The following is a 22,306-nucleotide window of genomic DNA, read 5'->3' as shown; positions in this document are numbered from 1 at the left end:
GGTCTGTCCCCCTTGCCCTTACTTCTTGGCCTTTGGCCTCGGCTTTCGCTTCCTTTTGGGTTTGGATTTGCGTTTGGCGGCCTTACTGCTCAGACCTGCCGCTTCCTCCAGCTCCACCAGCGCATCTTCCATGTAGTCGATAATGCGCTGCACATGTGGCATCGAGCGGCGGCAAGCGATGATGCCAAAGTCCACATTCTGGTCGTAGGTTACCAGGGTAATATTCATGGCCATCCCGTCTATGACGATGGAGAGGGGATAGGAGCCGTCCATACGTGCTCCGTTCCAATACATGGTTTCGCTAATGCCTGGCACATTGGAGATGGCGACATTGTAGGCAGGCATGCGGGATATCAGGCCCATGGGCACCAGGAGCAGGGAAGGGGTCTGCATGACCATGCTGACCAGTTCGATCTCCTCGGGCGACATGTCGGTATAGAACGCCCGGCCTGCCCTTACTGAGGCCATAATGGCCTGGATGCGTTTGGCTGGGTCCACAATGTCCGTTGCCAGGTCTGCGCTGATAGAGGCCACAGCATTGCCTGAGTCCACTTCCCCTGCCTGCCTGATCGACACCGGCACCATTGCCTTGAGTGACTCCTCGGGTAGTTCTGCGTGCGTCTCCAGATACTTTCGCAGGGCGCCGGCGCATATAGCCAGAACAGCGTCGTTAAACGTACCGTCAAAAGCACTACCAACTGCCCTTATGCGCGCAAAGGGCCAGGACTGTGCGACAAAGCGCCGCGCTCCATCCACTTCGGTGTTGAGCGCGCTGGTGGGCACCTGTAAATGAGGCAGCGAGAGTTCACCGCCGCGCCCACTCCAGGCTTGCGTAAAACCCTTGAGCGCACGGAACAGGTTGGTGCCGCTGTCGAATGTCGATTTGAGCATGTCCGCGGCGTTACGCAATTCTTCATCGGTGTGTGCTGCCTGCTTGCCGAGGCGCAGGGCGTCTTTATAGCGTTGCCAGGATTGCAGAGACAGGGGCGATTCGCTCAGCACGTTGTAGGGGTCGGCAGAGAGCATGCTGCGTGAAATGTGGATGGAGCGTGCGCCATCGACCGCCGCGTGATGGGTCTTGGTATATACGGCGAATTGCCTGTTTTTCAGGCCTTCGATCAGGTGCATTTCCCACAATGGTCGGGTGCGCTCGAGCAGCGTGCCGTGCAACCGGGATACGAGTGTAAACAGTTCGCGATAGCGGCCCGGTTTGGGGAGCGCGGAATGGCGGACATGGTAATCCATGTCCAATGCGGGGTCCGGCTCCCAATAGGCGTTGCCAGCAATCCCCAGGCGCCCAAGTTTGAGGCGGTCGCCGAAAGGGGGCAGTAATGCATCTGCCTCGCGCACATTGCGGGCGAGGCTGTGCATGAATTCGTGCTCGTCCACGCCATCAGGAAGTGTGTACAGGGAGACTCCGCCCACGTGCATGGGCATCTCGCGTGTTTCCGCCATCAGGAAACCTTTGTCCACAAAACTGAGCTTCTTCATCGCGCCCGCTCCTGCAAAGTGGGACAGACCACTATTAAAAATATTGGTCTGTCCCCGGTTTTATTTCGTCTGGTTGAACACCGGCTTGCGCTTCTCAATGAAGGCGAGCATTCCCTCTTGTTGATCCGGCGTGCCGAATGTTTCCAGTACGGCAGCTCTCTCGGTTTTTAGTAATTCGTTCAGGTCGCGGTCTTCACTGCCAACCGCCACGTTCATGACGCCTTTCACTGCCAAAGCCGGTTGTGATGCGAGCTCACGGGCAAGATCCATGGCACGCTGTTTCAGCTCCTGGAGTGGCCACACTTCATGGACGAGGCCGATACGTAGCGCCTCAGATCCGGATATTTTTTTGCCGCGGAGAATCATATCCAGTGCGTGATCGCGGCCTACGCATTTGCTCAGGCGTGCGCTGCCGCCCCAGGCGGGAACAGAGCCCAGATCCATTTCCGGCAGGCCAATCTGGGCACCTTCTGCTGCGGCAAGGCGGAAGTGGCAGCCAAGTGGTAATTCGAGGCCAGCGCCGAGGCAGTATCCGAATAGAGTGACAACCCAGGGTTTACCCATATTCTCGATGGCGGCGATCATCCGCAGACGTTGGTCGAAAAATGCGTGTGGATTGAAGTCCTGTTGCATCGCCGCGCCGAGCTGCATCAGATCCATGCCGACCGAGAAATTGTCCAGGCCTTCGGCAGTCATTACCACTGCACGGATATTGTTGTCGTCGGCGATGTTGTTGACGAGAGATTCCAACTTATCGACAAACTCGAGGCTCATACGGTTATAGGGGGCATCGTTAACCGAGATAACGGCCACACCGTCGTCAACAGTAAACAGCAGTGCTTCGCTCATATATTCAGCTCTCTTATTATCACGGAACAGACCATCACTTTATCTTTTTGAAAGGGTGGTCTGTCCCCAATTTTTTGCTCAATTACTACAGGCCGATGCGGGTCTTGATAATCTCAGAAGAGTTTGCCGGAAGGCTAAACGAAACCCCATCCTGGCCAATGGTGTACTCCGGAAAAATGTCTTCAGCACCGTCCAGGAACAGCGCATCCTGGCCCGGGATGACCATGGGCGGCACAATGTGATAGTAGAGCAGGTGGCCAACTTTGGCATCTCTGGCGATCTCGGCAGCCTCAACCGGGCTGGTGTGGTAGTCGAGAACATCGTAAGTGATTTTCGCCATGATCGGGTTGCCAATTTTCTTGGCCGCTGCATTCATCCTCAAGAGGAGATTTGGCGCCAGCGCCTCATGCACGAGCAGGTCAATGCCTTCAGAAAATGCCTGCAAGTTAGCCTGCTTGGTTGTGTCGCCAGAGATCAGCAACGTACGGCCTTTGTAGCTGAACCGGTAACCTACCGCAGGATCTATCGGGAAGTGATCGACCACGAGCATCTCTACCTTGAGTCCGTCTTTTTCGTAGACTACGGTGAGCTCGTCTTTTGCGGGCACGTCAAATGCGATGGCCGTCATGCCGGCGCCACTCATTGGCGCGACTGTGTCCCCGTGGTGTTCATGACGATAAACGAAGTCTTGTGAATACGCAGCATTGAATGCCTCTACCACTTTTTCCACGCCTGTTGGACCGTAAACGGGGAGCGGGCTGGTATTGTCGCCAGCGGCCCAACGCAATGTACTTAGTTCGCCAAGGCCATCAATGTGATCAGAGTGGAAGTGGGTGATAAAAACACCGTTCAGGTCGCCGATAGGGTAGTTCATGCGGCCGAGGTTACGTGGTCCATCCGTGCCAGTATCAACCACGAAGAACTGCTCGCCGGCGACGACGGCGACACAGGGTCCTGAGGCTTTGGGTGCTGGCATCGGTCCGCCTGCGCCGCACAGTGTGAGGTGCAGCCCGTCGTCCAGATCGGCAATCAGGTTGGCCCCCATCATTCGTTCAAGGCCAACGTCCATGATTCTGCCAGCAATACTTGCACGTTGGCTGTATGCGATCACAGCAAGTGTGGCGATGACGCCTAGAACGAGCGCAGTCTTTTTCATAGTTCCACCATAGTAGAGAGTAGTTCGACTTGATGCCGCAGTGTTACTTATGGCATTCTTTGTGTCAAATTAATTCACGGTTAGGTTGCTTGCCTATAAGTGTATGGTAATTAAGGTTTTTTGTTTATGAAAAGATTGCTCAAGATCGGTGTGGTAGTGGTTGTGCTGCTGGGTGTGTTCCTGCTTGCGTTACCTACGATCCTGCACAAGGCCGGTGTGCATCCTGAGTACACGGGCCCGACTGTAGAACTGCCTGGCAAGCGTGCCCTGGTCATTGCCACCAGCCACGCCGTGCTGGCGGCTCCCGGCGAAACCGAAGGCCCGGCAACCGGAGTGATGGCCTCTGAATTGACCCACCCTTACTACACATTTCTCGACGGTGGGATGGAAGTCGACGTTGCCAGCATCAAAGGCGGCGAGATTCCTATCGATCCGCAGACGCTTCAGTTTATGATTATTTCACCCGAGGACGAACGCTTTCTTGAGGACAGCATCGCGCTGGCGAAGGTCAAAAAATCCATCCCCATCGCGGATGTAGATGTGTCGCAATACGATATCGTCTTCATTGCCGGCGGCTGGGGAGCGGCCTACGACCTGGCGCAATCGCCGGAGTTGGCGGCCAAGGTGAGTGAGGCCTACTACGGCGATAAGGCAGCGATGATCGGCGGTATCTGCCATGGCGTGCTAGGACTCGTGAGCGCGCGTGATCAAGATGGTGAGCTACTGATCGCCGGACGCCGCATGACGGGGGTGACCGATAAGCAGGTCAAGGAGCTAGGTATTGATATCACGCCACTGCACCCTGAAACGGAGCTTCGCAAGGCCGGGGCTATCTACGAAAGCCAAACTGCGTTCAAGGATTTCTTTGCCACCCACGTCACTGTAGATGATGAGCAGCGCTTTGTGACCGGGCAGAATCAGAACTCAGGCCTGGAGGCTGCCAATCGCATGATGCTTATCCTGGCCGACCGCGAGCAATAAAGCTTAAGTGGACAGACCACAATTCGCCCTTTAATTGTGTTCTGTCCCCAATTGACCAATTGTGGGCTGTACCCATTTTATCGGATGAGCAAATTATGAATAGAGTGTTGAGCGTGCTGGTACTGCTGCCAGCCATTCTTTTTATTGTGATGGGCGTTCGCTGGCTGGTAGCTCCGGCGGGCATCGCACCTGAATTCGGACTCGAGCTGGCAACAGGCCTGGGGCTTAGTTCGCAGGTGGGGGATATGTCAGGGTTTTTTCTGACCTTGGGCATCTGCATGTTGGCTGGCTTGGTGACAGGGCGGCGCACCTGGTTTTACCCGGCTGCGCTCCTGCTGTTTCTGACGGCCATTGGGCGGGTAGTCGCCTGGCTGTTCCATGATGCCGCCCTGGCGCCGCAGATCGGTGTAGAGTTGGTGGTCACGGTGATTCTTCTGCTCGCGTCACAGCGCTTGGCACGGGAGCCCTGAGTGGTGATAGCCCGTACGCTTTCGAGCGCATTGTTTGCCGCGCTGCTGCTACATACATCCCTGGGACAGTCTGAAGAAGCCATTGTTGAGCCGGAGCAGGTTCCCGTCGCTTCAGCGCGGCCCAACATCCTGCTGGTGCTGGCCGATGACCTGGGCTTTAGCGATCTTGGTTCTTACGGCAGCGAAATCAACACGCCCACACTCGATGCCCTGGCGCAGGAGGGCATGCGCTTCACCAACTATCACACTGCGGCGAACTGTGCCCCCGCCCGTGCAATGCTGCTCACCGGGGTGGATGCGCATCTTGCCGGCGTGCCGAATATCCCGGAAATGCTGGCCCCCGAACAGCAACGCCATAGACACTACCAGGGCGTGTTGGGCAGCAACGTGGTCACCGTGGCGACCCTGCTTGAGGGGGCTGGCTACCACACGTATATGGCGGGTAAATGGCACCTCGGGGCAGGTGACGGGCAGCTACCGAGTCAGCGCGGTTTTCAGCGCACGATCGCACTGGCGGACTCGGGAGCCGACAACTGGGAGCAGCGTCCCTATATCCCGCTCTACGAGAAGGCCAATTGGTACGCCGATGGTGAAGAGTACCAGCTGCCTGACGACTTCTATTCCTCACGCTTCCTGGTAGATAAAACCATCGAGTTTATCGATAGCAATCTCGATGACGGCCAGCCATTCTTCGCCTATCTGCCATTCCAGGCGGTTCATATACCGGTGCAGGCGCCGCAGGAATTCATCGATCGTTATATGGGTGTCTATGATGGCGGGTGGGATGAATTGCGCGAGCAGCGGCTGGCGCGTGCCGTAGAACTTGGGATAGTGCCTGCAGGCATCGACATGGTTCAGATGTCGACAACCGGTGACTGGGGCGCGCTGGATGTAGGGCAGCGTCGCTATGAGGCTAAGCGAATGGCTGTATACGGCGCCATGGTTGAGGCTATGGATTTCCATCTTGGTCGCTTGTTGCATTATCTCAAGGCGCGAGGGCAATACGAGAATACGATTGTTATCTTCACCTCGGATAACGGTGCGGAGGCCAGCGGCCCGGCAGATCCTGATTCCCTTGTGGCCCGCCGCGGGCCAGAGGCGCTGGGCTATAACACGGATTACGAAAGTCTTGGCCTCAAGGGTAGCTACAACACGATCAGCCCCAGTTTTGCCAGCGCCGCTGCCAGCCCACTGGCTTACTACAAATTTTATGCGGGGGAGGGCGGCATGCGGGTGCCATTGATTGTGGCAGGGGCCGGCCTAGCCGGGCAGGGTGAGCTCAATCATGCGTTTTCATTTGTCACCGATATTACGCCCACCATACTCTCACTGACCGGGGTGGCTGCACCTGAAGGTCGCTTTGGCGGCCGGCCGGTAGAGCCGATGATCGGGCGCGACCTGAAGCCACTGCTGAAGCAGGAAGTAACGCGTGTGTACGGAGCTGAAGACGCTGTCGGGTATGAATTGGCAGGGCATGCGGCGTTGTTCCAGGGCGATTACAAATTGCTCTCCATTCGCCCGCCTTTAGGGGATGGGCAGTGGCGTCTTTACGATATCGTGCGAGACCCCGGTGAAACCATCGACCTTGCTGCAGAGCAGCCGGTCAGGCTTCAGCGTATGCTGTCGGCCTATGAAGTGTATGCCCGGGACAACAAAGTACTGGCAAACCCGCCAGGATATGACCACATGAAACAACTGGTGATCAACACGCTCTACCAGCGTCTGCAGACGCCAGTGCTGGTGGGATTGCTGACGGCGCTGATCTTGCTGCCATTCCTGGTTGCTCACAGTGCAAGAAGAAAGGTTCAATAACATGTCAAACACACACAAGCTATACGCGATCACCCACTCTCTGTATTCAGGCCGGGCACGCAGCTATCTGATCAAACAACAGATCCCGTTTCAGGAGTTGTCTACGGGCCACGAGAGCTTCAAGGCTGAGGTGCTGCCCAAGGGTAAACTGGCCACTATCCCCACGCTGGTGACCCCTGAAGGGGAAGTGATTCGCGACGGCGCCGCTATCATTGAACATTTCGAGGCGGCCAACGGTCGTCCGAACCGTCCGACAGGCCCTCGTCAACAGGTGATCAGTGCGCTGTTCGACGTGATTGGAACCGATGGCCTGCTGCGGCCGGCCATGCATTACCGCTGGAATTTCCCGGAAGACAATCTTGAGTTTGTGCGTTATCACTTCCTCCACTCCCAGCGGGACATGCCCGAGCGCGAGGAAAAAACCGAGGCGATGATGAATCGCATGCGCCACGCGGGGATGTTTTTTGGTGTCACCGATGAGACACGCGAGGTGGTTGAGGCTCTCTATCTGGAGTACCTGGAAGCCCTGAACGCGCACTTTGAGCAATATCCCTACCTGCTGGGTTGGCGTCCCTCCATTGGTGACTACGGCCTGTTGGCGCCGATGTATGCTCACCTGGGGCGCGACCCTCATCCAGCTAGACTCATGCAGCAGCGCGCCACGCGGGTGTATCGCTGGGTAGAGCGCATGAACCGTGCGGATCAGGATGTGCCCGAGTACTTCAATGCGGGAACTGATTTCCTCGCGGAGGATGAAATTCCCGATACCCTCGTGGCCGTACTCAAGGTATTGGCGGAAGACTTCGTGCCGGAAACCCTTGCTGCCGCAGCGTTAATCAACGCTTGGCTGGACGAAAATCAGCCCGAGGTGGGTTCGGCGGCGGTGGGGCGTCTGGCCCTGGTCCTGGGGACCGCAGAGTTCTCCCTACGCGGTGCTACTGTCAATGCCCTGGCCCAGCCCCATCGCTTCTACTTGCTGCAGCGAGTGCAGGATACCTACGCTGCATTGGCAGATGATGAGAAAGCCGAGGTCGACTCGCTCTTGGCGGACTGCGGCATGACGCCCATTCTCACGGCCACCCTGAGCCGCCGTATCTCTCGCGCCGATAACCTCGAAGTTTGGGACTAGAAAATATGGGACAGCCCACAGTTTTATGCAAAACTGTGGGCTGTCCCATATTGCTATCTGAGGCTGGCTCCTTGAGCGACAAGAAGACCTACCGCCAGACTAAATTCGTGCGACCTGCGGGTGCTACCGAGATTTTGCTGATTCGCCATGGCGAATCTAGAGCGGCCTCCGAAGCTAATCCGTTTCCTCTGGTGAATGGTCAGGGCGACCCGGAGTTGGCCGCTACAGGGCGAGACCAGGCGGAGAAGTTGGCACAACGCCTTGCTGATCACGCGATTGATGCGGTCTATGTAACAAACCTGTCCCGTACGCATGAGACGGCGGCACCTCTTTGCAAGATCAAAGAAATTGTGCCCGGAGTTGTAGAAGATCTGCGTGAGGTCCATCTGGGCGATTGGGAAGGCGGAGTATTCCGAATCAAGGCGCACCAGAATCATCCCAACATTGTTGAAATGTATGAACGACAGGAGTGGGGTGTGATTCCTGGTGCAGAGACTAATGCTGAGCTGGATGCCCGGGTATCACGTGGGCTGGAACACATCATTTCAAAACATCCCGACCAGCTGGTGGCCGTTGTCGTGCACGGCGGAGTCATCGGCAGTCTGCTGGCGCAGGCTACTCGCTCGGAGCCATTTGCTTTCGTCGGTGCCGACAACGGCTCGATCAGTCATCTCGTTGCTCACCGGGGGCGCTTGAGCCTCAGGCGTTTCAATGACACCAGCCATTTGTCTCTCGCGATAGGTTCGGACACGTCGATGCCAACCTGAAACTGGGGGCAGGCCAAGCGCGAACAATGTGGTCTGTCACAAAAAAAAGCCCAGGCACTAGGCGCTGGGCTTGATAATCAGGACATAGCTAAGTTTAGAAGTCGTAGCGAACTGTCGCTCCATACGTTCTCGGTGGGGCCAGGAAGTAGGCGTCCATATCGGTGATGGGGTAGGCTACCAGAGTCTGGGCCGCGTATTCCTCATCGGTCAGGTTCTTGCCCCACACGCTTACATTCCAGTTGTCGTTGCGCCAGCCCAGGGTCATATTCAGGTTCTGGCGGTCCTGTTCATCCTGGGCCTGCAACTGTGCAGCTGGCGCCGTGTTGGTCAGGTGGTCACCCATAAAGCTGTAGTCGCCGCGCAGGTAGGTATTGCCGTCGGCGAGGGGTAGGACGAGGGTTGCTGCCAGGCTGCCGCTGATGTCCGAGGCGTATGCGAGGTCTAGGCCTTTATCCGGTCCGCCAGTGAACTCGTACTTATCCAGGTACTGCAGGCCGAGGGTGACGGTCAGGTTGGGCAGCGGCAGTGCATCCATCTGGAAGTCCAGGCCAGCAACTTCTGCCTCGCCCTGGTTGGAGGTGAACTGGCCAAGACCGCTGGAAGCCTGCTGGTTGGTCTGCATGTCTTCGATCTTGGTGAAGAACAGGGTGGAGTTAATGCGTAGGCGATTGTCCAGCAGGGTGCTCTTGATGCCGAGCTCGTAACTGGTTGTGTCTTCGTCGTCGAATTCGCGCTCATCGGATTCGCCGGCTACACCGTTAAAGCCACCTGACTTGGTGCCCGTTGAGGCACTGGCAAAGAGCATTGTGTCGAGGTTCAAGTCATAACTGACACTTGCCAGCCAGTCCACGTTGTCGCTGCTGCGATTGAACGACTCATCAATCTCCGGGCGGGCTGATGACAGGAGTGAGAAGGGCGGAACAATGCCCTGTTGAGCCAGCAGAGCGAGGACAAATTCAGGAATATTTTCTGGGTCCTGAGCTGTCAGGGCTGTTGACTCGACGTCATTAAACAGTTCCGCATCCTTTTCTTCATCGCTCCAGCGCAGACCGCCAGTCAGGTGCCAGTTGTCTCCGACGTGCCATGTGGCTTGACCGAACACAGCAATAGTTTCGGTTTCGAAAACGCTGTTCTGGATGGCATAGTCACCCGGCGCCGCGATCAGTGGCAGCGATGGCCCGAAGATCTCGGTGCCGACAGCGATATCGTCACCCACAATAGTTGAAATACGCCCCTCGAATTCCCTGGTCTCCTGCTCGAAGTAGTAGAGACCCACCATATAGTCGACGTTGTCTGTACTGTTGCTGAAGCGCAGTTCCTGGGAGAAACTATCACCGGATTGGGGCTGGTCCAACCATGTCACGTTCAGCACAGAGCGGCTAGCTTCCTGTGAAGATTCAAGTTCATATTCATCCCAGGCGGTGATTGACTCAATCATGCCCCAATCCGCTTCATAGTCGATATGGAGCGAAACGGCAGTGGATTCCTGTTCGAATGGGCTGGGAGTGTCCTGTGATGTTTTGTGATCAAAAGGATCGTCGCCCAAGGGCGGGAGACCTTGATCGATAATCGCTTGCTCTGCAATGGGGCTATGAACGGCATCGGGCGAGCAGCAGTACATATCACGTTCTACCCGGCTGGCTTTGAGCAGCATCGACATTTCATCGGTGGGTTCCCAGGCCAGTTTGCCCACAACATTCCACTCATCGGCGTCGTTGAGGTCTGGTCCTGCGAGGTTTTCCAAGTATCCGTCACGCTCATGGTAGTTACCTGCAATACGGTACGCCACGGTGTCAGAGAGGGGGCCTGATACTGAGCCGGTATAGCGCTGCATGGCATAGTTGCCGGCAGTGGCTTCCAGGTGGCCTTCGGTTTCCTCGAAGTTGGGGCGCAAGGTGGTAATGCTGATAGCGCCGGCGTTGGTGTTCTTGCCGTACAGCGTACCCTGCGGCCCCTGTAGTACCTCGATACGCTCGATATCCACCAGGTCTGACACAGCAAGGCCGGTCCGATTCAGGTAAACGCCATCGACGAAGGTGCCCACAGAGGGTTCAAGAAAAGTGGAGCCGGCGGTGCCGATGCCGCGAATGGTCATCCGTGCGCTGAAAGGGCTGATGTTGGCGTTAATGTTGAGTGATGGGGTCAGTACAGCGACATCTCCAGCGTCGCGGATATTGGCTTCCTGAATTGTATCTTCATTGAACGCTGTGACAGTGACTGCAATGTCCTGCAGGCTTTCGGCGCGCTTTGTGGCAGTGACAATTACCTCTTCCAGAGCCAGTGACTGCGCAAATGCGCCAGACCCAGAGGTGGCGAGAGCGAGTGCTGATACCAGGGGTTTTAATCTCATCATAGTAAGGTTCCTCACGGCGTATTATTTTATAACGGCATTGATTATGTCATTTGTATGTGGCATAAAGTATGTCATAATTATGAAAAACGCAAGCGCAATATCGACGAATGTGGATTTCTCCACGCGTTGAGCGCGGCTACAGGATAAGAAAAAGGATCCCTTAAAGATGGAATTCAAACGTACACCGGATCAGCGATTCGAAGACCTTCCTGACTACCCCTATGAGCCACATTATGTGCAGGTGGCCGATGGTGAGGGTGGGGAGCTGCGCGTCCACTATCTGGATGAGGGGCCGTCGGACGGGGATGTAGTGCTGCTGATGCATGGTCAGCCCGTATGGAGCTACCTTTATCGTCACATGATCCCGCCGTTGGTCAGCGCCGGCTTCAGGGTGATTGCGCCAGATCTGGTTGGCTTCGGTCGCTCTGACAAGCCCACTCGTACCGAGGATTATACCTACGCTAGGCATGTGGCCTGGATGAGTGACTGGCTATGCCAGCTTGATCTTCAGGGCATCACTGTGTTCTTCCAGGATTGGGGTAGCCTGATTGGACTGCGGCTGGTGGCAGCCTTTCCCGAGCGATTCGCCAATGTCGTTCTCTCTAATGGTGGGCTGCCGGCTGGGTTGATTCCTGAAGAGTTTGCTGAGCCGTTGCGAGAAGCTTATAAGACGCTGCCGGTTGTCCCTGCGGCTGAGTTGGATTCGCGTTTTCGCGATACCTCCGGGCTGCCAGGTTTTATGTATTGGCGAAAATTCTGCGCAGAGAGTCCGGAGGCACTGCAGCCAGGTAATTTTTTAGACATGATTGGCAATGCCAAGCCCCTGTCAGAAGCGGAGCAGGCAGCGTTCAATGCGCCCTATCCGGATGAGTCCTATCTGGCGGGTGCGCGCCGTTTTCCCTCGCTTGTGCCCCTGTTCCGGGACGAGCCAGAGGTCGAGGAAAATCGTGCTGCCTGGAAAGTTCTCGAGCAGTTCGATAAGCCTTTTTTGCTCGCCTTTGCAGATGATGATCCTGTGACCTCGGCGATGGCGAAGCCGTTCATGGATAAGGTGCCCGGTTGTCGGGGCCAGAAACATAGAACTATCGAGCCCGCAGGGCATTTCCTGCAACAGGACCAGCCCGAGCAATGCGTACAGGCGCTCCTGGATATCACCGGTCGCAACTAACAAAGCATCGGGTACAGACCACCATTGACTCCGTTAATGGTGGTCTGTACCCAATCAAGTAAGGAGTAAATATGGATACCCGTTTTTCTGATGAGGAACTCGCCTTCCAGGCGGAGGTTCGGCAGTTTTTCGCCGAGGTGATGGATGATGACCTCAATGCAATGTTGGCAGCTGGCGAAGCGTCGCCGAAGCTCAAAGAAGGTATGGTGGAGTACCAGCGCCGCCTCAATGCGAAAGGCTGGCTAGCGCCTGGTTGGCCCGTGGAATACGGCGGCCAGGATTGGACGGCGACCCAGCACTACATCTTCAATGCAGAGCGTGGCAATGCCGGTGCCCTTGCACCCATTCCCTTTGGCGTGACCATGGTGGCCCCCGTCATTTATACCTATGGTACTGAGGAACAGAAGGCCCGCTTTTTGCCGCGCATTCTCACCTCTGACGACTGGTGGTGCCAGGGCTACTCAGAGCCGGGCGCGGGTTCAGACCTGGCTTCGCTGCAGTGCAAGGCCGAGAGAGAAGGCGATGAGTACGTGGTTACCGGGAGCAAGATCTGGACATCGTTTGCCCAGGCTGCTGATTGGATCTTCTGCCTCGTTCGCACTGACAACAGCGGGCGCAAGCAGGATGGCATTAGCTTCCTGCTGATTGATATGAAGACCCCGGGTGTGACAGTCAGCCAGATCGAAACCATTGACGGTATCTACCACCTGAACGAGGTGCATTTCGACAATGTGCGCGTGCCGGTGGAGAACCGGATTGGAGAGGAAGGTAAGGGCTGGACTTACGCCAAGTCGCTGCTGGTTCATGAGCGTCTGTCGATTGCGGAAGTGCCTGAGTCAAGGCGCAACCTTGAGAAGCTGCGCGCGCTAGCGCGTGCTGAAGTAAATGGCGGTGATTCCCTGCTGGATGACCCGATTTTCGCCGCTCGCCTGGCTGAGGTAGAGATAGACCTGATGGCACTGGAGTTCACTGAGTTGCGTGTTCTCGCCTCCGCGGCGGAGGGGGGCATGCCCGGTCCAGAGTCGTCCCTGCTGAAGTTGCAGGGGACGACAATCCAGAAAACGCTACAGGAATTGCGCATGGATGTGGCGGGCTATTATAGCCAAGCGCTTCAGGGTGACCTGGATGGCGCGCAGTTTGGCCACGACTTTGCTGACGTTGCCCAAAAGCAGTACTTCCGGGGACGCGCCTCCTCCATCTATGGCGGCTCAGATGAAGTACAGAAAAATGTAACTGCCAAGCATGTGCTGGGCTTGTAGGTAGAACACCAGGAGTAATGTGATGAATTTCAATCTATCTGAAGAGCAGACCATGATCCAGGACAGCATTGCGCGCTTTGTCCAGGATAACTACAACTACGATCAGCGTAATGCCGTGGTGGCACTGCCCGGCGGCTTCAGCACTGAACACTGGCAGCAATTCGCCGACCTCGGTTGGCTTTCCATTCCATTCGCAGAGGAGTTCGGCGGTTTTGGCGGCGGGCCTGTGGATACCATGGTTATCATGCAGGAGTTGGGGCGCGGCCTGGTTATTGAACCTTTTCTTCCCACGGTAGTTCTGTTCGGTGGCCTCTTGCAGGCTGGTGCCAGCGACGAGCTCAAGAATGATCTCATTCCGCAGATCATTGCCGGACAGCTGCAGGGCGGCTTCGCCTATCTGGAGCGCCAGAGCCGCTATAGTGTCGCCGACGTCAAGACATGTGCCCGACAGGATGGCGTGGACTGGGTCCTCAATGGTGAGAAGACAGTTGTGCTCAATGGTGGCGCAGCACAGAAACTGATTGTCCTTGCTCGCAGTTCCGGCGAACAGGCTGATGAGAATGGCTTGAGCCTGTTCCTGGTAGATGGCAACGCTCCCGGTGTGGAGACGACAAGCTACCGTATGACCGATGGTCGTGAAGCAGCTAACGTCGTACTCGATAACGTTAACGCTCAGGCGCTGATTGGCGGCCCCGGTGAAGGCTATGCGCTTATGACACCGGTGATCGAGCAGGCCATGCTCGCCGTAGCAGCAGATGCTTTTGGGGCGATGGAATCCCTGAATGCCCAGACGCTGGAATATCTCAAGACGCGCAAACAGTTCGGCACTCATATCGGTGCGTTTCAGGCCCTGCAGCACCGTATGGTGGACATGTTCGCTGCCTGCGAGAACACCAAATCACTGCTGTATCGGGCCGTGTGCGCCTTTGATGCCGGCGACGCCGACGCGCAGCGTAGCCTGCTGGCTCTTAAGGTCATGGTGGGCCGGGCAGGGCGTAAGATCGGCGGTGAAGGTATTCAGATGCACGGTGGCATGGGTATGACCGAAGAGCTTTCGGTGGGTGCCTACGTCAAGCGCCTTATGATTGCCAACATCTTGTTCGGTGATGCCGATCACCATCAGCAGCAGTTCGCCGCTTTGGTAAACACACCGGCAGCAGCGTAAAAAAGTGGGGACAGAACACAATTAGTTTCACTAATTCTGGTCTGTCCCCAATGAGAGGATCTGAAATGATTGAATATAAGAAAGAAGGCAGTCTTCACCTCGTTACTATGAACGACGGCCAGAACACCATCTGTCCTCAGTGGCATCAAGAGATGCTGGATATTCTCGATACGGTAGAGAATGATTGCGGGCAGGGGGCAGCGTTGGTCCTCACGGGCACCGACAAGTTCTTCTGTAATGGTCTTAACCTGGAAAAGGTCATGGCGCTCTCACCGGAAGAGATGCAGGTTTTTGCCAAAAATATGGCCGAGATCCATAGCCGGTTCCTCGTTTTGCAATGTCCTACTGTCGCGGCTTTGAATGGCCATGCGTTTGCGGGCGGCGCATTTATGGCGCTGTCCTGCGACTATCGAATCATGCGGGAAGATCGCGGCTGGTTCTGCGTGTCCGAGGTGGATGTAGGTGTGCCAATTCCTCCGCCTATGATGGGTATCTTGCAGGGTAAACTCACACCCAACATCGCTCGTGACGCGCTGCTGACGGGCAAACGCTATACCGCTGAAGAAGCAATGGCTGCGGGTATTGCCGATGGTAAAGCTTGTGCAGAAACATTGTTGGAGCAATCCATGGCCCTGGCAAGCCTATTGGCCACCAAAGAGCCCGGTATTTTCAAGACACTCAAGCAGACCTGGTTTGGTCCGATGGCTGAAGCGCTGGTTGCGGGCTAGAAGATATGGGGAGGAATAGCATTGCCATGAAAAAGTTTCTGCTTGCATTGTTGCTTGTACCTTTTTGTCTTGTTCTGTTTGTATTCTGGCTGGGATTTTTGTCCGCGCGTCCGCCCTTGACCACCGATCCAGCCACATTGGCGGGCGATGGCAGTACGCTGGATTACTGTGACTTGCCCGAGCTCGACGGTAGCGGCGTTATGGCCGCCGACATCCCCAAAGGTAATACGCCGGGCTGTGGCTACTCGCATTTTCCCCTGCCGATTCTGGCCCAATGTACTGAGCCATTGCCCGATGCTGCAGCTGATATTCGGGGTCTTTGGATCGGTGTTGAAGGTGGACATATCGGGCATTTGGAGCGGGTGGAACAGTGTGGCGAGCGCACGGTAGTGACCAGTAGTGGCATCATTCACGACTATGGGCCTAACAGTACGGCTGGCCTGAATACCGATGACACAGAGGGCTCAGTGCTGTTTACGGTAGGCGAGCGCGAATACTGTATGCGAACTTCTGCCTCCATGATCTGGAATGATGGTGTACTCGATTTCCATGCCTTTGGCTGGGGGCCTGTTGTCGTCAGGCGCTATATGGATGGCGACCAGCTCATCTGGGAGTATGCCGACGGCAGCAAAACCCGTATGGACAGGATTTGTACGCTGCCTGAAGATGAAAAAGTGCCCGCAGCGCGCGGCCCGCGTTATCAATTGTTTTAGTAGGAAAAGTATTTGATGTCTTCTGTCGATACGCTGGATGAATCAGCTTTAGCCAAATATCTTGAGGTCAACGTCCCCGGTTTTAGAGGCCCGCTCACCGCCAGCAAGTTCCCGGGTGGGCAGTCGAATCCGACGTTCAAAATAGACGCACAGTCCGGCACTTACGTGCTGCGCCGGCAGCCTCCCGGTAAACTGCTCAAGTCGGCGCACGCGGTGGATCGAGAATACCGGGTGCTTGCTGCATTGCGTGACACCCCCGTGCCAGTCGCTGAGGTTTTTCATCTTTGCGAAGACACGTCGATCATTGGCTCCATGTTTTATGTGATGCAGTACTGCGAGGGCAACGTTTACTGGAACCCCGCATTGGGCGAAATAGAAAGCCCCGCGACGCGCACTGCTATGTACGACCAGATGGCACAAACCCTGGCAGCAATCCATAGCGTCGATTTTGAAGCTGTCGGGCTAGGAGATTACGGTCGCCCCGGGAATTACTTCGAGCGCCAGGTAGGACGATGGACAGGCCAGTACCGTGCTTCGGAACTGCAGAGAATTGATCCAATGGATCGCCTGATTACCCGGCTTGAGGCCCATCTTCCCGCTGACGATGGTCAGGTGGCTTTGGTGCATGGTGATTTCAGGCTAGACAACCTGATGTACGCCAGTGACAACAGTAAAGTGATCGCCGTGCTGGACTGGGAGCTCTCAACTCTGGGTCACCCCTGCGCAGACCTGGCCTACCAGTGCATGGCTATGCGACTGCCAGCGAGTGACAAGCCCCAAATGGCACCCTCTGGCCTGGTGGGGCTTGACCTGAGTGCACTTGGCTTGCCTAATGAAGAAGAGTACGTGGCCAAGTACTGCGAATATATGGGTATCGAGCGCATCGACAACTGGAGCTTCTTCCTGGCCTTCAGTTTCTTCCGCCTGGCAGCTATTGCCCAGGGTGTAGCCAAGCGGGCTACCCAGGGTAATGCGTCCAACACTGCCGCAGCAGAGGTTGCTCAACTGGTTCAGCCTATCGCTGAAGCTGCGCTCGAACTGGTCGAATAATAGGGGACAGACCACGTTTATGAAAATGTGGTCCGTCCCCAGTTTTTTAGGGGGTATTGCTCATCGCGACACAGAGGCAAATCAAGCGAGCATTAAAGGATGCGCGCAGTTATGAGGAATGGCGTGACGCGGCCCAGGCCTGGGATGCCCTTAAGGGGCTCGATCGTTGGCGCCGTCAGGACCAAAGCCAGCAGTACGATTATGTCTCGATCAGAAGTCGACTGGACCAGCTGCGTAGCCTGAAGGCCCGGCACGATAGCAGGGGCTTGCTGTATACCCTGAACGAGGGCATTCACGGCAATATGGGTGGTATGGGCCAGGCCGGCCTGTACGGTCACGCACGTTCAGGGACTAAGCACCTGATCGAAGACTACATCGATGAAATCGTGCACACGCTGGAACATTTGGCCAGCGAGACCGAAAGCGATATTTCCGATGACGAAAAGCGCGATTTCTTCCATCGCGCCAGTCACTGTTTTGGACACTCTGCGTTTATGATGAGCGGCTCCGGCTCGTTACTCTATTTTCACGTGGGCGTAGCACGCGCGCTGCTGGAGGCAGATCTATTGCCGATGGTAATGTCCGGCTCCAGTGGTGGTTCAATCGTGGGCAGCATCGTATGTAGCCATACCGATGATGAATTGCGTGACTTTATGGACCCTCAAGCACTGGTGGACGCCGCATCTGGTCTGACGCGTAATACCGGCGTCGCTGATCCAGTCGATCTGGAGGACTACCTCGCGACCTTTCTGCCAGATGACATGACCTTTCAGAAGGCCTTCGAAATAACCGGCCGCGCTATGAATGTGTCGATAGCACCAGCCGAAACCCATCAAACATCCCGCCTGCTCAATGCAACCACGTCGCCCAGTGTGTTAATGCGCAGTGCGGTGATGGCCTCTGCTGCTGTGCCCGGCATTTTTCCCCCGGTGACTCTGCAGGCTTTGGATAGTGAAGGCCAGCGCAAGAGTTATCTGCCTTCGCGTCGTTGGGTCGATGGATCCGTGAGCGATGACATGCCCGCAAAACGACTTGCGCGCCTGTACGGTGTTAACCACTACATCGTCAGCCAGACCAACCCGCATGTACTGCCCTTTGTAACGGATGGTCATCGCAAGCAAACATCGCTTGGTATTCTCGGCAGTGCGGGCCGCCGCGCCACCCGCGAGTGGTTTAATGCCGTCACTATGATTCTGGATCGCGCCGACAAGCGCAATGGTGTGGTGACCCAAACGACTAGCCTGATGCGTTCGATCATCAACCAGGACTACGTTGGGGATATCAATATCCTTCCGGACTACCGTCTGATAAACCCAACCAAGCTATTGAGCTTCCCGGGAGAGAAACAGGTAAAAAACCTCATAGCATCTGGCGAGCGCTGTACCTGGCCCAAGCTGGAAATGATCCGTCAGCAGACCAAAATTAGCCGCACGTTGCGAAATATTTTGCAGCAATACCAGACCGATATCGTGGTCTGAGCAGGAGAGTAAAGTAGTGGAAGTTAATAATCGTGTTTATCCCAACGGCGAGCAGATTCAAGGTTTTCTCGAGCCTGGTCCCGATGGAGCTATCTGTATGGTGAATTTACTCAAGTTCAAGCCACAGGCCGAGTATGAAGATGGCCGCGAGAGTGATCTCACGGGGCGCGAGGCATACGAGATATATGAAGCAGGTGTGACCAAGATCCTGGAGAAGGTCGGTGGCAGCATCGGTTTTTTTGGCGAAGTAGAGCGCCTCACTATAGGAGAGGTGGAAGAGCTTTGGGATACGGTGGCTCTTGCTGTATGGCCTTCGCGCAAGGTTATGTTTGAAGTCATGCAATCCGAAGACATGCAGGCCATTGCGGTGCACCGTGCTGCGGGTCTCGCTGGTCAATTGAATATTGAGACGCGTGATCTTGCAGGTAGTTGGATCGCCTAACCCATTTAAGATTGGAGGATAATATGAATATACGTTTTCTGCTGCTCGTTGCGGTCTTGCTTGCCGCACCGGCGACATATGCAAAAGATATTACAGGTATCTGGAAATACAACGACGCTGCCGTCTGGATTGTGATTGACGGCGAGAAAGGGACCGGTGTGGTCGCGCGTAATGATGAGCATCCTGACCGGGTCGGCAAGGACGTACTCAAGGATCTTGTTCCAGTGAATGCCGAAGAGGGTGTATGGAAGGCGCAGATCCTTGCTGATGGCCGCGATAGATATCGGGATGCGGACATCACCCTCGTGGGCCTCGGTCAAATGAACATTAAAGCAAAGTGGGGCATTTTTTTCCGCAATTTCGAGTGGCTTCGTTATAAAGAAGTTCCTGACGCATCCCAGGAATAGGGCTTGCGATGTTTTTGAAGGCCTTACGGGTCATTCAATGAATACCTCAAAATTGACGGCCATTGAGGAGTATTTACAGCAGGAAGTTCCCTTTGAGGCTCTGGAGAGCGTGGCGTTGGCCGAAGGGCGGATGCCTCATCCCCGCTATGTCAGGCTGTGTATTGCCGGCGGACGTAAACAGAAGGTGTGCTCGTGGGATATTCTGGGCGCTTGACGGCAAGATGAAGGGGCGCAAGTTCAAGGTGCGTAGTCGCTGAAAAGAATAGGGGACAGACCACGGTTTAAACCGTGGTCTGTCCCCTATTTTTCAATTACCGATTGGGGCCGTTGTAGTCCGGGTTGTGTGCATCCATGATGGATTTAGCTATGGCTTTTAGATCGGTCTGGTAGAGCGGGTCATAGGCGTACCTGTCGAGATCGACACCATAGATGGCGTTAATCCAGATGAGTTCTCCCAGGTCTTTGAGTATCTGGCCGGCGTGTCCCTTGTAGTCGGTGAAGATTGCGCTGGTAGCTGGCCCCTGCAGGCTGCTGACATCTGGCAACTCACCTGCTTCAAACATCCTGCGCAGTTCATTAGCGGCAGCGCCGTAAGGGATGGAATAGATGGTGACGCCGGGGTAAAGCGAGCGCAATTCGTCTATCTCGGCGAGCCAAATATCATCGTAATACTCATACCAGGGGTCGGCGTAGGCTTCGGCATCAGCATAGTCTGTGGGGAAGTCCCGCCAGGGCAGCGCGATAAAAAAGTCGGTGTCCGGGTTCTGTGCGAGCGCATAGTCAAACCAGCGCTTGTAGCCCTCAGTGATGAGAGTTCTTTCTTCACCGGGGCCCTCCTCGGTGTCGCAGCACGTCATGCCAAACAGCTCAACATCGCCGGCGTCCAAGACGGCCTGGATGCTGGCGCGGTGACCTGGGTCGTTCCACAACGCCAGGGGGGCCCCCGATTCGCCACCTGAAAATTCCAATCTCTGGCTGTGGCCGTCAACCCCGGCGCGCACTGCATGGTAGGGCATTTCCGTGGCAAAGGGCCTGAAGAAGCTGTGGCCCATTAACATCATCTTCAAACCTGGAATCTTGCGGAACGGTGCGCCTGGGTTGTCTGCCAGGATGTCGTCAATAAATGCATCAACTGTGTTGTTCACAGGCCCTGCATCAAGAGTGGGGACATGACCGCGGTCAGTGACAAAAGCCATCTGGTGAGGTGAGTCTGGCTGGTCGGCAATCGCCTGCCTGATACCTTCGTAGTGATACGCACAATTGCTGTCCAGACCCAGTTCCAGCGCTTCCGGGATAGCAGGAAAGCTTTCGTAGCAGAAGGGATCGTTCTGGCCCCCCACGAAAAGTATGGGTACCTCGTCAAAGCCAGCGTTGATGCGTGCTTCGGGATAGGCCTTGTTGTCGAAGTCGCCATAAAATCCCACCTTTTCCGCAACAGCATCCCGGTCAAGGCCCGGTTGGTTGTTAGAGCCGGGTTCGCCATTGTAGGCTTCAATCAGGGGATCCCCGTTGGGTGTGACGATCGCCGAGTCGGGCACGGCGCCGGTCAGGTAGGTACTTTCGGCGGCAAAGCTCATGGTGAGGTTGTAGACCCCTGTGGAGCCAGCGCTGGTGCCGTGTGCCCAGACTTCTGTCGTCGGGTAGTTAGCCACGGTGTAGTCGACCGCAGACATGGTTGCCTGCATGCCATTTACTTCTCTACCAGGGTTCGGGTTGTTGGGGTAGGACATGCCGAGGCCGGAGTAGAGGTCATGGTCGCACATTGATACCACGAGTAATCGGTAGCCCTCCTGGATACGACGGATCAGAGTGTTGTTGATAAGCTGGCCATTGTTCGACGTGCGAGTGTTTAGTATTTCCTGCAGGTCCCCAAAGTTCTCTTCGTTATTCCAGGTATCCGCTGTCTGGTTCAGCACTCCGTAGTAGTTGCCCTGCTCGTCGAAGTGGCCGACACCACCGCCGTGCAGGTACACCCACAGTGGGGCCTCGTCATCTGCACTGCCGTTGCCGGGATTGAAGACCATAAAGGTATAGTTGCCCGACAGGCCACATCCGTAGGCGGAGTTGCGATAAAAGTCCATGTCGAAGCTCATGCCAGCGCGGCTGGTGGTTGCCTGGTCCGCCAGGGCAATGCCGCTGGTGGTTCGGGGTACGACGAATTCGGGTTTGAGATAGGTAATGCTGGTAGGCTCGGCCAGGGCCGCTTCCAGGTCTTCATTTCCTTCGAAGCCTGCGGTGTTGATAGTGCAGGGTGTCGAGTTGCCACCGCACAGGCCCATATGTCTCTTGTTCCACCTGGCGAACTGCCAGCCAGGTGCGGGATCAGCGACAAAGGTCTCATTGAAGAAAAGGTCGCTCACATCCACGGTGCAGGCCTGGTTGGCTGGGCACTCAATATTGTTAGAGCTTGTGGTTACGCCGCCTTCTACGGGGGTCTCAATTTCAATTTTGCATGCATTCAGGGATGCGACAGCAGTGAGAAGAACGATAGCTTTTACTTTCATAGGTGCCCTCACCAGTAAATGTGCAGGCGCTTCGATGCCGATATCGTGCGCTGAGTTAACAGGGTATCTTGCGAAATATCTGCGCCTAGGAATATGTCGATTTTGACCAATTTATTGTCCGATCTTTACCTTCACCTCGGCAATCTCCCTGGGCATTTCCTCATGCAAAAACCAATGAAAATAGTCCCGTTTGTTCTGGCTTGCATTAAAGTGGGATTCGAAGAAACTGAATATTGTGACCAGGTTCGCCATCTGTTGGCGTAGCGGGTTGATAGAAACAGGTTGGGGATGCGTTGCGCAGGGTAATGGCACATCCTCATACAGAACGCCTTGCTCAGGCGAACCCACCAGGTCGTGCCAGGGCTCTTCCGCGGGGTCTATGTT

General features: G+C 55.7%; 20 protein-coding genes. 15 read left to right on the top strand and 5 right to left on the bottom strand.

The genetic code is table 11. The features are described 5' to 3' along the window. Positions 1 to 18: 18 nt before the first annotated feature. The 3 genes from A3709_RS05950 to A3709_RS05940 form a co-directional block, all read right to left on the bottom strand. The gene (locus A3709_RS05950) at positions 19 to 1,491 is read right to left on the bottom strand and encodes a wax ester/triacylglycerol synthase family O-acyltransferase (RefSeq protein WP_066051514.1); all 1,473 of its coding nucleotides are present in this window, start codon (positions 1,489 to 1,491) and stop codon (positions 19 to 21) included. A 60-nt stretch (positions 1,492 to 1,551) separates the two neighbouring features. After that, the gene (locus tag A3709_RS05945) at positions 1,552 to 2,340 is read right to left on the bottom strand and encodes an enoyl-CoA hydratase/isomerase family protein (RefSeq protein WP_066051510.1); all 789 of its coding nucleotides are present in this window, start codon (positions 2,338 to 2,340) and stop codon (positions 1,552 to 1,554) included. 85 nt (positions 2,341 to 2,425) lie between these two features. After that, complete coding sequence (locus A3709_RS05940; RefSeq protein ID WP_066051507.1) at positions 2,426 to 3,496, bottom strand: MBL fold metallo-hydrolase; 1,071 nt, start codon at positions 3,494 to 3,496, stop codon at positions 2,426 to 2,428. 126 nt (positions 3,497 to 3,622) lie between these two features. Here A3709_RS05940 and A3709_RS05935 point away from each other — a divergent pair, with 126 nt between their 5' ends. The 5 genes from A3709_RS05935 (at position 3,623) to A3709_RS05915 (ending at position 8,655) form a co-directional block, all read left to right on the top strand. Next, positions 3,623 to 4,477: a type 1 glutamine amidotransferase domain-containing protein gene (locus A3709_RS05935; RefSeq protein ID WP_066051504.1), complete on the top strand. Its 855-nt coding sequence runs from the start codon at positions 3,623 to 3,625 to the stop codon at positions 4,475 to 4,477. 95 nt (positions 4,478 to 4,572) lie between these two features. Then, on the top strand, positions 4,573 to 4,947 hold the full coding sequence (locus tag A3709_RS05930; RefSeq protein WP_066051501.1) for a hypothetical protein: 375 nt from the start codon (positions 4,573 to 4,575) through the stop codon (positions 4,945 to 4,947). After that, on the top strand, positions 4,948 to 6,759 hold the full coding sequence (locus tag A3709_RS05925; protein ID WP_082849927.1) for an arylsulfatase: 1,812 nt from the start codon (positions 4,948 to 4,950) through the stop codon (positions 6,757 to 6,759). A 1-nt stretch (position 6,760) separates the two neighbouring features. Further along, positions 6,761 to 7,888 carry a glutathione S-transferase N-terminal domain-containing protein gene (locus A3709_RS05920; protein WP_066051498.1) on the top strand — a complete coding sequence of 376 codons (1,128 nt, stop codon included), beginning with the start codon at positions 6,761 to 6,763 and terminating at the stop codon, positions 7,886 to 7,888. A gap of 71 nt (positions 7,889 to 7,959) precedes the next feature. Next, positions 7,960 to 8,655, top strand: coding sequence for a histidine phosphatase family protein (locus A3709_RS05915; protein ID WP_066051495.1), 696 nt, complete (start codon positions 7,960 to 7,962; stop codon positions 8,653 to 8,655). 94 nt (positions 8,656 to 8,749) lie between these two features. Here A3709_RS05915 and A3709_RS05910 read toward each other — a convergent pair whose 3' ends face one another. Further along, positions 8,750 to 11,008: a TonB-dependent receptor gene (locus A3709_RS05910; protein WP_066051493.1), complete on the bottom strand. Its 2,259-nt coding sequence runs from the start codon at positions 11,006 to 11,008 to the stop codon at positions 8,750 to 8,752. 166 nt (positions 11,009 to 11,174) lie between these two features. Here A3709_RS05910 and A3709_RS05905 point away from each other — a divergent pair, with 166 nt between their 5' ends. The 10 genes from A3709_RS05905 to A3709_RS23055 all read left to right on the top strand — a co-directional run bounded on the left by A3709_RS05905 (position 11,175) and on the right by A3709_RS23055 (position 19,632). After that, positions 11,175 to 12,176 (top strand): haloalkane dehalogenase, encoded by a 1,002-nt coding sequence (locus A3709_RS05905; protein ID WP_066051490.1) that lies wholly within the window; start codon positions 11,175 to 11,177, stop codon positions 12,174 to 12,176. A 71-nt stretch (positions 12,177 to 12,247) separates the two neighbouring features. After that, positions 12,248 to 13,435, top strand: coding sequence for an acyl-CoA dehydrogenase family protein (locus A3709_RS05900; RefSeq protein ID WP_066051487.1), 1,188 nt, complete (start codon positions 12,248 to 12,250; stop codon positions 13,433 to 13,435). A 22-nt stretch (positions 13,436 to 13,457) separates the two neighbouring features. Continuing rightward, positions 13,458 to 14,600, top strand: coding sequence for an acyl-CoA dehydrogenase family protein (locus A3709_RS05895; protein WP_066051484.1), 1,143 nt, complete (start codon positions 13,458 to 13,460; stop codon positions 14,598 to 14,600). A 65-nt stretch (positions 14,601 to 14,665) separates the two neighbouring features. Next, positions 14,666 to 15,328, top strand: coding sequence for an enoyl-CoA hydratase/isomerase family protein (locus A3709_RS05890; protein WP_066051481.1), 663 nt, complete (start codon positions 14,666 to 14,668; stop codon positions 15,326 to 15,328). A 26-nt stretch (positions 15,329 to 15,354) separates the two neighbouring features. Beyond that, positions 15,355 to 16,041 (top strand): hypothetical protein, encoded by a 687-nt coding sequence (locus tag A3709_RS05885; protein ID WP_066051478.1) that lies wholly within the window; start codon positions 15,355 to 15,357, stop codon positions 16,039 to 16,041. Between the two features lie 15 nt (positions 16,042 to 16,056). Continuing rightward, positions 16,057 to 17,091 carry a phosphotransferase gene (locus tag A3709_RS05880; RefSeq protein ID WP_066051475.1) on the top strand — a complete coding sequence of 345 codons (1,035 nt, stop codon included), beginning with the start codon at positions 16,057 to 16,059 and terminating at the stop codon, positions 17,089 to 17,091. Between the two features lie 56 nt (positions 17,092 to 17,147). After that, positions 17,148 to 18,569, top strand: coding sequence for a DUF3336 domain-containing protein (locus A3709_RS05875; RefSeq protein ID WP_066051473.1), 1,422 nt, complete (start codon positions 17,148 to 17,150; stop codon positions 18,567 to 18,569). A gap of 16 nt (positions 18,570 to 18,585) precedes the next feature. Beyond that, positions 18,586 to 19,011 (top strand): DUF1330 domain-containing protein, encoded by a 426-nt coding sequence (locus A3709_RS05870; RefSeq protein WP_066051469.1) that lies wholly within the window; start codon positions 18,586 to 18,588, stop codon positions 19,009 to 19,011. A 23-nt stretch (positions 19,012 to 19,034) separates the two neighbouring features. Next, a complete protein-coding gene (locus tag A3709_RS05865; RefSeq protein ID WP_066051466.1) occupies positions 19,035 to 19,418 on the top strand; it encodes a hypothetical protein in 384 nt (127 codons plus the stop codon). Between the two features lie 37 nt (positions 19,419 to 19,455). Continuing rightward, a complete protein-coding gene (locus tag A3709_RS23055) occupies positions 19,456 to 19,632 on the top strand; it encodes a hypothetical protein (RefSeq protein WP_156507579.1) in 177 nt (58 codons plus the stop codon). Between the two features lie 97 nt (positions 19,633 to 19,729). Here the strand turns inward: A3709_RS23055 and A3709_RS05860 are convergent, their stop codons facing one another. Beyond that, positions 19,730 to 21,922, bottom strand: a complete 2,193-nt coding sequence (locus A3709_RS05860) for a hypothetical protein (protein ID WP_066051463.1) — start codon at positions 21,920 to 21,922, stop codon at positions 19,730 to 19,732. Between the last annotated feature and the right edge of the window lie 384 nt (positions 21,923 to 22,306).

The sequence above is a fragment of the Halioglobus sp. HI00S01 genome, assembly GCF_001635445.1.
GTDB classification, from domain to species: Bacteria; Pseudomonadota; Gammaproteobacteria; order Pseudomonadales; family Halieaceae; genus Halioglobus; species Halioglobus japonicus.
Note: the sequence above shows the minus strand (reverse complement) of the source record. Positions and strands in the feature narration are given on the sequence as shown.